The sequence below is a fragment of the Pseudoalteromonas aurantia 208 genome (genome assembly GCF_014858725.1).
Taxonomy (GTDB): domain Bacteria; phylum Pseudomonadota; class Gammaproteobacteria; order Enterobacterales; family Alteromonadaceae; genus Pseudoalteromonas; species Pseudoalteromonas aurantia.
In genome coordinates this window covers 347,889-360,685 of record NZ_AQGV01000012.1, presented here as the reverse complement: position 1 = coordinate 360,685, position 12,797 = coordinate 347,889, and the positions used below count along the sequence as shown (strand labels likewise).

13 protein-coding genes are annotated in these 12,797 nt (G+C 38.5%); 3 read left to right on the top strand and 10 right to left on the bottom strand.

The window, feature by feature from the left end; genetic code table 11:
• Window positions 1-11: 11 nt before the first annotated feature.
• Window positions 12-1,445 carry a sigma-54 dependent transcriptional regulator gene (locus PAUR_RS05705; protein ID WP_192506842.1) on the bottom strand — a complete coding sequence of 478 codons (1,434 nt, stop codon included), beginning with the start codon at window positions 1,443-1,445 and terminating at the stop codon, window positions 12-14.
• Window positions 1,446-1,604: 159 nt separating this feature from the next.
• The gene (locus PAUR_RS05700) at window positions 1,605-2,390 is read right to left on the bottom strand and encodes a flagellin N-terminal helical domain-containing protein (protein ID WP_192506841.1); all 786 of its coding nucleotides are present in this window, start codon (window positions 2,388-2,390) and stop codon (window positions 1,605-1,607) included.
• A 239-nt stretch (window positions 2,391-2,629) separates the two neighbouring features.
• Between PAUR_RS05700 and pseB the strand changes: the two genes are divergently transcribed.
• From pseB to PAUR_RS05685, 3 genes are read left to right on the top strand one after another with little or no spacing between them, the layout of a single operon-like run.
• Window positions 2,630-3,631, top strand: a complete 1,002-nt coding sequence (gene pseB, locus PAUR_RS05695) for a UDP-N-acetylglucosamine 4,6-dehydratase (inverting) (RefSeq protein WP_192506840.1) — start codon at window positions 2,630-2,632, stop codon at window positions 3,629-3,631.
• Window positions 3,628-4,779, top strand: coding sequence for a UDP-4-amino-4,6-dideoxy-N-acetyl-beta-L-altrosamine transaminase (gene pseC, locus PAUR_RS05690; protein ID WP_192506839.1), 1,152 nt, complete (start codon window positions 3,628-3,630; stop codon window positions 4,777-4,779). Before pseB ends, pseC begins: the two co-directional genes overlap by 4 nt.
• Window positions 4,776-5,663, top strand: coding sequence for an aldo/keto reductase (locus PAUR_RS05685; RefSeq protein ID WP_192506838.1), 888 nt, complete (start codon window positions 4,776-4,778; stop codon window positions 5,661-5,663). The genes pseC and PAUR_RS05685 overlap by 4 nt, the downstream gene beginning before the upstream one ends.
• Here the strand turns inward: PAUR_RS05685 and PAUR_RS05680 are convergent.
• Genes PAUR_RS05680 through PAUR_RS05645 form a run of 8 tightly spaced genes read right to left on the bottom strand, consistent with a single transcriptional unit; the run spans window position 5,655 to window position 12,797 of the window.
• Window positions 5,655-6,416 (bottom strand): WbqC family protein, encoded by a 762-nt coding sequence (locus PAUR_RS05680; RefSeq protein WP_192506837.1) that lies wholly within the window; start codon window positions 6,414-6,416, stop codon window positions 5,655-5,657. The two genes, PAUR_RS05685 and PAUR_RS05680, sit on opposite strands and share 9 nt — an antisense overlap.
• Window positions 6,413-7,045: a class I SAM-dependent methyltransferase gene (locus PAUR_RS05675; RefSeq protein ID WP_192506836.1), complete on the bottom strand. Its 633-nt coding sequence runs from the start codon at window positions 7,043-7,045 to the stop codon at window positions 6,413-6,415. The genes PAUR_RS05680 and PAUR_RS05675 overlap by 4 nt, the downstream gene beginning before the upstream one ends.
• Window positions 7,035-7,994 (bottom strand): DegT/DnrJ/EryC1/StrS family aminotransferase, encoded by a 960-nt coding sequence (locus tag PAUR_RS05670; protein ID WP_192506835.1) that lies wholly within the window; start codon window positions 7,992-7,994, stop codon window positions 7,035-7,037. Before PAUR_RS05670 ends, PAUR_RS05675 begins: the two co-directional genes overlap by 11 nt.
• Entirely contained in the window at window positions 7,958-8,629 is a 672-nt protein-coding gene (locus tag PAUR_RS05665; RefSeq protein WP_192506834.1) for a class I SAM-dependent methyltransferase, read from the bottom strand. The genes PAUR_RS05670 and PAUR_RS05665 overlap by 37 nt, the downstream gene beginning before the upstream one ends.
• A complete protein-coding gene (locus PAUR_RS05660) occupies window positions 8,616-9,578 on the bottom strand; it encodes a hypothetical protein (RefSeq protein WP_192506833.1) in 963 nt (320 codons plus the stop codon). The genes PAUR_RS05665 and PAUR_RS05660 overlap by 14 nt, the downstream gene beginning before the upstream one ends.
• A complete protein-coding gene (locus PAUR_RS05655) occupies window positions 9,571-10,962 on the bottom strand; it encodes an NAD(P)-binding protein (RefSeq protein ID WP_192506832.1) in 1,392 nt (463 codons plus the stop codon). Before PAUR_RS05655 ends, PAUR_RS05660 begins: the two co-directional genes overlap by 8 nt.
• Window positions 10,963-10,966: 4 nt before the next feature.
• Complete coding sequence (pseI, locus tag PAUR_RS05650) at window positions 10,967-12,043, bottom strand: pseudaminic acid synthase (RefSeq protein WP_225738294.1); 1,077 nt, start codon at window positions 12,041-12,043, stop codon at window positions 10,967-10,969.
• Window positions 12,036-12,797 carry a cytidylyltransferase domain-containing protein gene (locus tag PAUR_RS05645; protein ID WP_192506831.1) on the bottom strand — a complete coding sequence of 254 codons (762 nt, stop codon included), beginning with the start codon at window positions 12,795-12,797 and terminating at the stop codon, window positions 12,036-12,038. Before PAUR_RS05645 ends, pseI begins: the two co-directional genes overlap by 8 nt.

Sequence of the window (12,797 nt, the reverse complement as noted above, 5' to 3'; positions counted from 1 at the left end):
CTAACCTTAATTTACTCTTTATTAAGATTATACTTTTTCATTTTTTCAACCAGTGTCGTGCGGCGTACGCCTAACACCTCAGCCGCCCGAGCAACAATATAGTCATACCGCTCCAGCGCTTGAGAAATTAAACTCACTTCTAATTCTGCCAAATACTCTTTTAATTCTATACCTTCTGCTGGTAAAGAGCCTAACGTTTGTTCACTTACTTGAAACTCCGGTTCTGGATCTTCGTCATAATCACTAAACCCACCACTAAATAGTTCATTAAATGCGTCTTTTTCGCGCAGTTCTTCTGGGTACTCAGGCTCAAACGCATCAACTTCGATATGTCGATATTTATTTGGTAAATCCGTGACATCTACCACCTTTTCAGGAAACATAATGACCATACGCTCAACCAAATTTGCCAACTCACGTATATTACCAGGCCATGTATGTGCTTTTAAACTTTCAATAGCCCGTTCAGTAAATTTAGCACCAGTACCACTTTGTTCATTGACACGGCGCATTAGTTCCTTCAACAATAATGGAATATCATCCGCTCGTTCATGTAGTGAAGGGTTTTCAATCGGGAAAACATTAAGGCGATAATATAAATCTTCTCTAAATTGTCCACTTTCAATCATATCTTCTAAGTTACGGTGAGTCGCGGCAATTACTCTAACATCTGCTTGAATCGCTTTCGTCCCCCCAACTCTTTCATAGTTGCGCTCTTGTAAAACACGTAGTAACTTCACTTGCATTTGTAATGGCATATCGCCTATTTCATCCAAAAATAGGGTTCCACCTTGCGCTAATTCAAACCTCCCTTTTCTTGCAGAAATGGCACCCGTAAATGCCCCTTTTTCATGACCAAATAATTCACTTTCAAGTAACTCGCCCGGTATAGCACCACAATTAACCGGTACAAAGGGTCCGTTATTTCTTTTTGACAATAGATGTACATTACGTGCAACAACTTCCTTACCCGTACCTGATTCACCTAAAATGAGAACGTTCGCATCAGTTTTTGCTACCTGAGAAATTAAAAAGCGGACTTGTTTGACGGCATCTGTCTCTCCTACTAAGCCGTCAAATGACTTGCCATTGGTTTTGTTCGATTGACCGGGAAGCATCCTGAGATACTGCTGACTGTCATGCAATAACTGCATAGTAATATCATGACCAAATGGTTCGGTAATTAGGCCTATGACATTGGCTAAGCTTAATAAAGGTTTAAGCGTTTCTCCAACAAGCAGAAACGGGGTCGCTGGGTATGATTTAATTACACTTTCATGTTGCAACTCAGTCAAAGCTCCTAGTACGACGATCGCATCTGACCCTAACTTTTTCTCTTGAGATAAGAATTCGTCGTCAATAACTCGAGATGATTGTCCAACAAAGTTCAACGACGCACACAAGCTACTAGCTCGGTTATTATTATTATCGAGGATCAAAACCATCTAAACGAGTCCAACTTTCAAGGTGATAGTGTAAAGTTAAGATTGTAAGGCACTTACGGAGGGATGCAATACCTAAGTGGCAAATTTTTGACATCATTGCCAAAAAACTGCCACCTATATAGACGCTAAATCAATACTTATTGATTAAATTATTTCTGCTTACAACAGCCCGAGTACTGGCGACGCTGATTGATTTGCCTGACCACGCAGAGCAATTGATGCTTGCGACAAAATGTCGTTTGCAGTTTGTTCCGAAATGGCTTGAGCATAATCGGTATCTTGAATTCGGCTTTGACTAGCTGCGATATTTTCTTTTTGTGTTCCCAAACCACGAATTGTACTATTGACGGTATTCTCAAAAGCCCCCAATTGCGTACGCTGCGTGTTTACATCTTTAGAAGCTGTATCTGCGATATCTATCGCTGCTTGTGCGCCCGCCTGTGTCGAAATATCAACACTTGCAATTGCACTTGCAAAACTGCCATCTGTTGGTGTTATATTTTGTGTCGAGTTCGCATCTGGACCCACTTGAAAACTTGTTTGCTCACCGTTAAACAACGATTTACCTCCAAATGTTGTGTTTTCAAACGTTTCAGATATTTGTGTTTGAAGTTGCGATACTTCGTCTTGTAGAGCTTGTCTATCTGAGTCAGTTAACGCTCCATTTCCAGATTGGATTGATAACTCCCTAATGCGAGATACCGCATCATTAACGCCCGACAAGGCGGAATCAGCGGTTTGAGAATATGAAATGCCATCATAAGCATTACGAACCGACTGATTATATCCGTCTTGCTGAGAGTTTAAGCGGTTAATTATTTGCAGTGCAGCAGCATCATCAGCTGCAGAGTTTACTTTTTTCCCAGTCGCAAGCTGTTGACTTAATTTGTTACCAACCTGCTCTGTACGGTTGAACGCATTAAAGCTTGGTGCTTGAAGTTTCATAACCCCTCCCCATCAAGTGTTATTTCATCCATAATATTAGTACAAATACTAACCTTACTTGCGAAAAAAGTCACCTTGTACCATCTTTATTTTATTGGTTCTGGCATAATTACTGCAAATTGATTAGAAATATTATAAAGTACTGACAATTAAATTGTTTCTAGTGTACAGCTACAGCAACTGCACAACTAATTATGTGTATCTGTAAAGTATTTGATGCACTTGAACTAGGTGACTATATGTTTGATAACAAAACTATCTTAATAACTGGCGGCACAGGATCTTTTGGTAAAAAATACGTCAAAACTCTACTTTCACGCTATAAACCAAAAAAAATCATCGTATTTTCACGTGATGAACTCAAGCAATTTGAAATGCAACAAGATTACAATGCCAGTTGTATGCGCTATTTTATCGGTGATGTAAGAGACAAAGATAGATTAAAACGCGCTATGCGTGGAGTTGATTATGTCATTCACGCTGCTGCGCTTAAACAAGTGCCAGCAGCCGAGTACAATCCAATGGAATGCATCAAAACCAATATTAATGGCGCTGAGAATGTAATCGACGCAGCATTAGATAACGACGTATCAAAAGTGATCGCACTTTCCACGGACAAAGCTGCAAACCCAATCAACTTATACGGTGCAACTAAGCTCGCCTCTGACAAGCTTTTTATTGCGGCAAACAATATTGCAGGTGGTCATAAAACAATTTTCTCAGTCGTACGATATGGGAATGTCGTATGTTCAAGAGGCTCTGTCGTTCCCATATTTCAAAAATTTATTGATGAAAAGCAGGGTCATATTCCAATTACGCATTCAGACATGACTCGATTCTGGATCAGCCTTCAACAAGGGGTAGACTTCGTACTGAAAAACTTTGAAAGAATGTTTGGAGGTGAAATTTTCGTGCCTAAGATACCATCAATTAAAATCACCGACTTAGCAACCGCCATGGCACCTAATTTACCTCAGAAAATCATTGGAATTCGACCTGGTGAAAAATTACACGAGGTAATGTGCCCTACAGATCTGAGTTTTGAAACCTACGAATATGATGATCACTTTGTGATTGCTCCAGGGATTAATTTTAGCAGTCGAAGTAATGACTTTACATTTAACGCGCTTGGAGAAAAAGCAACTCCTGTTGACATTGGGTTTGAGTATAACTCTTTAAAAAATGCTCATTATTTAACAATTGAAGAAATCAACAAGTTCAACTTACTGGCCCTGAAATGATCCCATATAGTAAGCAATCTATAAATCAAACTGATATCGATGCCGTAGTGAACGTGCTAAAATCAGACTGGTTAACACAGGGTCCCAAAGTGCCTGAATTTGAAGATAAAGTTGCTGCATATTGTGGTGCCAAAAATGCCGTAGCTGTTAATAGTGCAACTTCGGCTCTTCACCTCGCTTGTTTAGCGTTAAATATTGGTCCAGGTGATATAGTTTGGACTTCGCCAATTTCGTTTGTTGCTTCAGCGAATTGCGCGCTATATTGCGGGGCCCAAATTGATTTTGTTGATATAGAGCTAGGAACAGGCAATATGTCTGTTGATCGGCTCTCGGAAAAGCTCGCTCATGCAAAAACAAAAGGAACACTTCCTAAGCTGGTTATTCCTGTTCATTTGGCTGGGCAAAGCTGTGATATGAAAGAGATCCATAAGCTCTCTCAACAATATAATTTCAAAATTATTGAAGATGCTTCTCATGCAATTGGCGGTCTATACAAGGGTAACAAAATCGGGAGTTGTCAATTTTCCGACATCACTGTTTTTAGCTTTCATCCTGTCAAGATAATCACATCGGCAGAAGGTGGGCTTGCATTATCTAATAATAAACAGCTTATAAGGGCCATGCAAAGGCTCCGTTCTCATGGCATCACCAATGTCTCTGATGAAATGACCGAATCTAGTCATGGTTCGTGGTATTATCAGCAAGTAGAACTTGGTTTTAATTATAGAATGACTGAATTACAGGCCGCATTAGGACTAAGTCAGTTTAATCAACTCGATAAATTCGTAGCACGACGAAATTTACTTGCTAAACAATATGATGAACTGCTTAAACCTATGGCTGTAGAGCCTCTTCTACAAACATCGGATTGCTATTCTGCTTTTCATCTATACATTATTAAACTAGCTATTTCCACTCCAAAAAAACACTCTAACGTATTTGAAAAACTTAGAGAGTGTGGTATTTTTTGCCAGTTGCACTATATACCTATTCATCTACAACCATATTATAAAAAAATAGGATTTAGTAGTGGGGACTTCCCTGTTGCTGAAAGTTACTATTCATGCGCAATTACACTTCCTTTACATCCTAATCTAACGGCTAAAGAACAACGCTACATAGTAGCCTCATTGGGTAAATTATTGTGAGACTAGCTTTAGGAGGTGTACAATTTGGCACCAATTATGGGGTCAGTAATCGTCATGGGCAACCGAGCCAACGGAAAGTTGCCGAAATATTAACACTTGCTCAAGACAGTAACATTGAGGTCATTGATACCGCCATTGCTTATGGAAATAGCGAGCAAGTCTTAGGCGAGTTGGTGGATATCACAAAAAAATTTGAAATTATTACAAAACTACCTCCACTCAAAAAGAAAAAGTTTTCACCTGCCGATTGTGCCTATTACTCAGAACTCCTCGATTTAAGTTATCAAAAATTACAAACGAAAAAACTTTCAGGACTTCTCTTTCACTCCGCAGACGATATCCTAAAAGAAGGAAATGAGGAACTACTACAAAAGATCCACAATCTAAAAAAAACAAAAAGACTCGTCAAGTCTGGTGTGTCTCTTTACAGCCAAGGGAGCTATAGTAAGCTATTAAATAACCCCTTGGTTGAGCTTGTTCAAATCCCCTACAATTGCTTCGATACCTTTTTCTCTAGTTCTGGATATTTACAAAAGTTTAAAGAAAGAAATATTGAAGTTCACGCTCGTTCGAGCTTTTTACAGGGTCTTTTGTTGATGGATTTACAAGACATTCCTAAATATTTTTTACCATGGTTAGACAAGCTTGCTTTATTTTCACAGGTTGCCTCAGAGTTATCATTGAGTAATTTAGAATTAGCCTTAAGTTACGTTGTTAAAGAGCCAAACATCGATAAGTTAGTTATCGGTGTCAATGACGTTAAAGAGCTTGAGCAAGTCACTCAAGCATACAACAAGGCACTCGACGTTGAACACAATAGGTTGCCGAACTTAAGTAGCTTAGACCCAAAGCTGATTAACCCAGCACATTGGCAGCTAGATTAATCCTCTTGAATTCAAGGTATATAATTCGCGATAATGTAACGGTTGCCTATGCCCGCTTTCTATTAGCTGTTTTGTCTGGTCTGCGCCCAAATTCATAAGCGCATCAAGTACACCTAGGTGAGAAACAAATGGCGGATAACATTGCTGGTATTTTGGGTGCTCGAACTGCTGATAAAGTACTTCAACTCCTGACTTTGCTAACTGCCCACCTGGTGAGTATCTTTCAATATAAGCACTCGCCCCCCTTGGTGATAAATATTTATCCGATCTAAAAAAGTCACAAAAATTGGCCAACCGCTCATCTTTTACGCCTCCAATTTCTGGTAATTTTGAACTTCTCCTCACTGACGTATGTATTTCTAAGCTTTTCAGAAAAACCTGAATTAGACCAATGTTAAAATCAGCAAGGTTATTACACTCATGTAGAAAGTGCTGTTGGATAACGCCAAAAATTGAATCGAAGAACGGGGCTTTTCTGTAATTCATTTCAATCGCTTTAAGGTGTTTCTTACGCCAAGGGTGTTTTTCCTTAAATTCAGTGTCACAAATAACACTACCCATGCGGCCATTTGGCATGGATACAACTTGGCTCAACATGATTTCACCTTGGTTGCCTTTGATCTTATTTCTAACATGCCAATCACTCTTTTCAAGTTTCACATCATCTAAAAATAAAAATTGATCCGCTGAATTTATCAAATCAAAATATCCAAGCCAAGGAATATATGTGGGTTGCATAACTGCTAATATCATGGCAATTCCCCTTCTTTATTAACTACTATTGTAAACTCATAAGGGAAACCATTTTCTTTGGTTATATAATCATGTTTTAATAACACGTATGGTGAGATATGAGTTTTTATATGTGAAAAAACCTGTAATGGATCTACGTAAAAAAGCGCATCATCTTGATACTCTACATAAGATGATAGAGCATTAAATATTACTCCTTTATTGGCCACATGAAATGCTTTTTCAATAGTTTGATATAAAAATTGTTCATTACAGTTTAGCTGATTATTAAATATCCCACTCATCACAAGATAATCATAGCCCTTTGGATATTCATCATTTATTAAATCAAGTTTCTGAAAATCACAAGTCATATCTTGTTTAAACTTGGTTAGGTTATTGAAAATAAATTCGGGTACAAAGTCGCATCCCAAATACTCACCAGTTAAGCCCTGCTGACGTAGAAAGACTAAGAAATCCGCTAGACCACAGCCTAAATCCACAATACTACTTTGTGGTTTTATATACTTTTGAAAGATCTTAAACCTAATATTTTGGGCACTTCGTGAAACATGCTGTACTGAGGCCGGAGAATCCCCGTGCTGCTCAAAGAGCATCTGATAATATTCTTTAAGTTGTTCAGGTGTCATCGTGAAACTCGTTTACTATCGATATCATTTTTAGTAACTGTGACTCAGAAACAGTAGGCTTTACAAACAAATTAATAATACTCTCCCCAATATAATCTGCATTGGGTACTGTACTGTGCGTAAGCAATTTTCCTAAACTTTGGAAGTGACACGTAAATACTTGCCCCCGCGTTTTAGCATATGCAATAAACCGTGCTCGTAAACAGGGTTCAATAAATAGTGGGTATCTCCAATAATTTACTTGATACGGCATGCGTAATTTTGAAAATAATGGATTACTTACGTTTGCATCAACCAACTTTACATTTTCTATACGCTGTTCAGTTAACAATGGTAATGCCATAAGTGCGTCAGTAATGCTTGTTAGCATATGCTCACTATCTGGCATTTGAAAGAACTTATTCTCTTTCAATAAACGTTCAGCTTTATCTCGCATTCGTTTATCGTTTAACAACAATGCTCCACCCATGCCAAAATCAATCGGTTTATCATACCCAAAGCTAATAACGCTTATATCAGCAAGCCTACCTATTGGCCTCCCTTCAAACCTTCCCCCATACCCCAAGCACGCATCTTCAATAACAACGATCCCTGCTTGTGCCGCAAACGAAAGAATATTGCTTATATCTCCAACTCTCCCATATGCATGTACGGCAAGAATTGCTCGCGTTTGATTAGTAGAAACCGACTTTATATGAGAAACATCGCTATTTAATGTCGCTGTATCAACATCAGCCAGCACAACCTGATAACCAGCCATCTGTAAAGCATACATAACAATTGGGCAACAGCTTGCTGGCACAATCACCTCAGAGCCAATTGTTAAATCATAAACTTGCATTGCTAGGATAATCGCAGTGCTCCCTGAGCGAGTCAATACACAGTTTGGTGTTTCAAAATAATTGTGCAGCGCTAATTTAAGGTTATTTTCAGGTCTTTTCGATACCATGACAAAGTAAACTCAGAAGGTTGTTGAATTAATTCAGCAGAGGCAACTCGAGGGTGTTTTACCAAATCGCTCGCTAATCTCTTCAAGTCGACAAACAACCATTGAGAGTAGCGGTGAATAATAGGTAAAGACGCCTCGATATTAAGATCACTGTTAGATTTAATTTGCGCTTCAAACTGGCTATCAAGTAGATCCCCAATGAGGATAATACCTTTTGGTTCAGTTAACGCTATTAAGCGATTAATAACAAACCCAACATATTGAATATCCGGAAAGTAGTGGAAGATACTATAACTCAAAACTCTTTGAAAAGGTCCGCTAAATGAAATGTCACATGCTTCGCCTTGATTAAAGTGCGCAGCAGGAAGCCGCTTTCTAGCCTCTTCCACCATATTTGAGGCAAAATCTACACCATATACTCTATTTTCGTTAATATTTAATCTCGATAATAAATACGCATTACCACAGCCAACATCTAACAGCCTTTCATCTCCTGACAGTTCTAGATTCTCATTCACGTTGTCAACTAATAGTGCCCAAATACGTTCTTCTGCTACTCTAGCTACTTGCTTTTGCGTATTTTCATCCTGTGACTGAAGATGCCAAGCCTCTCGTTTTTGATCAATTTCGGACATTTATTACTCTCATAATCATGTTAACTAAGTGGGTGAGTGACTCACTGCAATACACGGTTTGCATACATTGTAACTGCGCTATCCGAATTTTCTCATCTAAAAAAGACGCCAAAGATTGCTTTAAAGTTACAGGGGTTACTTCTTCAGACAATCCCAAATCAAAGCACACATTATGCTGTTGTAATAACAACGTATCATGCCTTTGCTCAACTGTTTGTGATATTGCTGCATTGGCTCTCATACAAAACCCCGCTTCATATTTAATTGACCCGCCTCCGCTTATCACAACATCATGTTCTTGATAGAAATCAGCCATATTTTCTACAAATGAGAAGTACTTTAGAGTATTGTTATTACAACTAACCAGCGGTTTCTCTGCAGATAATATTGTCAAATTGACATCGCACACTAAGCTATCTAGCGTTTCTATTAATACATCCATAACCTTGAATCTATCTTTGGCACCTAATGCAATCAAGATACTTGTTACCGGCAATGCTTGTATACTCAGATTATTATGCCTGATAGCCCTTAGTTCTGATGAAAAAGGAAAATACTTTACTCCTAATATATGCTTATCCGTTGGAGTAACAAATTGCTCAGCAGCAACTCTAACATTGATGATTCCATCTAAAAAAGAAAAGCGATACTCATCAAAATCATCAATCACCAGTACACTCATACACAAGTGCTTAATTGCAAGTAAACTGGCTTCTGTTTGATGGTAACTATCAACTAACACTATTGCCGACATATCTGCAGACATTTTTGCGTCATGGGGAATATTTGCTGCTGACAAACGTTCAATGGAAAATCGATCATAGTTACCACAAAAACTGATCTCAAAAGGGTACTTTTTTAATTCGGTTGCGATAGTTAAGCAACGAGAAAAGTGACCAAAACCAACTAGCTCATTGCCATCACAATAAAATAAAAAACGTCTATTCACTTACATTGCCAAATTGATTGTGAATTGATTGATAGGTTTCTTTTAATATATCATTAAGCAACCACAGCTTTCCGCTAAACCTGCCTGAAACCGAAATATTATTAATAGAGTGAGTCAGTTGCTTAAATTGGTGTGCCACATGATGGTTAAACTCAATCGTTGGTATCGGAAATGTATGATGTACTATTTGTCTATATGAGGACGTAATATTTGCATCTGCTGTGACTAAATCCATACTTTTAAGGTCTGCAAAAATTCGTTGAGAATCGAGAGCTTTAGCTTGTTCTGCATCACTTAAAACTTCGGCTGTAATAGAATATTCTCTTGATTTATTTAAGTTAGGGTAAAGTGTAATTCGGAAAATATCAGAACTGGAATCCCAGTTCCACAAATAATGTGAATGCGTGTTATTCAAGGGGCGGTCGATCGTATAATGAAATATATTTGCGGTGCGTAAGCTCGGCCGAAAACCACTGGTTCCTTGTTCTTTATTAGCTAATAACTTCAATGCAAATGCCGGAGGAGCGCTCCAATATAGCCAGTCACACTTGATCACTTCCCCGTTATTTAAAGAAACTTCTGAGACTTTTGAGTTACTCACATTTAACCCAGTAACACCTGAACCATTAATAACTTTAACGCCACACGCTGTTACTTTGTCAATTAAAGAATCAATCCAGGCTTGACAACCTTTTTTAGACTTAGGATATAGATACGTAGGTTCAATGATGCCTTGACTTTTCATCCATGTTTGATAAGCCGCGTGAGTATGAAAACCCAAGCGCTCATCATACTCTGCTATTTCCTTGAGCTTTGCTGTCTTTGCTTCATCAAGCGCGAGCAATCGAGTTGCGCCAAAGTAATTAATACTATTTTTCGCTGAAAGTTTTTTATAATCATCTTGGGGTCCATACAGCTTATCAATTACCGGTTTAACTAGCTCCATAAAAAAAGTTTCACCGATAGAGTTTTTGCAATAGTCTTCAATATTGCTATCCTCAGGTTTCTCAGTGTTAATGAGTAATTGGCCCATCCCCTTCTCATAACTTGTTCGACTCAGCTTTCGCGCATCAATAGTTTGAGTTTCAAAATCCCACTTTCCTTTAAAGTAATTGCCGGTCTTCAAATGAGAAATACCATTCCACTCTATGTGTCTCAGAGACTCAGGGCCAAACAGAAATTCATCCACCATTTCAATCCCTGTCGGATTAGGAACATGTGTTCCCTGGTCATAATAATTACCCTGCTCATCCTGTACGGAGCGCAATAACCCACCACAATGCTCAGACTGTTCTATGAGTACAACTTGATGTCCATACTGACGTAAAAAATACGCAGCCAGGAGCCCACATACTCCACCACCAACAACGACACTGTGATACATAAGACTATTCCTCTATTTTTCCCACGACGGCTTCACGGCGAACACGGTCACCAAATTCAACTGCCTGCTCAAGTGTTTGACCTATATATTTTGATAAATATTTCGGGTGAGCACCGAAACCTGGTCTTACAGAACGAATATCATTCTCTGTCAACACATGGCCCGCAGGCATAGAATTGCAAAAGTATAATGACCGTTTTGCTAAGATATTTTTCTTTGCTGATTCAGTAATTTGATAATTTATTTTTCCCATCGACTGCTCAACGTCTCTCACATTCTGAACCATGTTTGAAAATGCTTCAGAATCTAGTGAAAAGAAGGCATCAACAGACTCATCCTGATTATCATTTATGAAATGCTTTTCAATTATTTTCCCGCCTAACGCAACTGCCGTCATCGGCGCTACAACTCCTTCTGTGTGGTCGGAAATACCAGCAACACAATTAAATGACTTAGCTAAGTCAGGTATCGTTCTTAAATTACATTCCGTTAATGGTGTCGGATATGCTGTCGTACACTTTAATATGGCAATCTCTGAGCAACCGTGCTTCTGAAGTGTGTTTACGGCTAATTCAATATCATCATAATTTGCAATTCCCGTTGATAGAATTACAGGTTTTCCTGTCTTAGCAATATATTCCAACAAGCCAACATCGGTAATCTCAGGCGATGCGACTTTATAGATAGGAACGTTTAATGATTCAAGTAAATCAACAGCAGTCCTATCAAATGGGCTCGAAAATATATCTAAACCTAAACTTTTGGCCTCTTTAAACAATTGCGCGTGCCATTCCCACGGGGTATAAGCTTTTTTATAAAGAGAATACAGAGACCTGTGAGCTTCCCACGCATTACCTGAAGGGAGCAAGAAGTCAGGCTTATCACAATCAAGAGTAATGGTATCCGCCGTATATGTTTGCAGTTTTATAGCGTCTGCACCGGCTTTATGCGCAGCATGAATTAATGCAATTGCTTTTTCTATATCTCCGCCATGATTTGCTGACATTTCAGCGATAATATAACAAGGTGAATCGCCACCGATTATACGGTTATTAATTTTTATTGTGGCTGGTTTAATCATTTGAAACGTGCTCTTTTTTTAAAGAAATTGCTAATCCTTCATTCCTTTGAATATGAGTATTAATACCATATACTTCTGGGTGCGTATTAAAGTAAGACTTTATTTCCTCATAGCTTACTCCGGTACTCTTTTTTCCAAAAAACTCTGCTACTTTAGTTACAACGCGCCAATCCTCTGGTGTATCGAGTGTAAAGCGTAACGTGCTATCATCTGTACTGTTTTGTAATTCAAACATTGCACAATATGAAGGGTGATTGAATAAATATAGCGTAACGTGCTCACGTTCAGATGCCAATGAGGCTAATTGCCCAATCTGAGTTAAAACGCCCGCATTTATAACTTCACAATCTACCCCTTCAGCAAAGTTTTCGCTTAAGTATCCATACTCTGCATTTACCTCATTACTCCGCCGAATTAAACTATCTACTATCTCTGGGCAGATAAAAGGGGAGTCTGCAGTTATTCTAACTACTTTATCAGCTTCAATAACTTTATTTGCGGCAATAAACCTTCCTAATACATCTTCTTCAGATCCCCTGAAATACCTTATGCTTGCTTTGTCGAGTACTTCACACAATCTGTCATTTTCATAATTGGAAGATGTAAGTACAACAATATCATCCAGCAGTTTTGAGTGTTTAAGCCTCATAACTAAATGCTCTACCACTGTTTTTCCATTAAGGTATTTTAGAATTTTGCCTGGAAGTCTCGATGACGACATTCTAGCTTGGACAAACGCAACCGTCTTACTCAT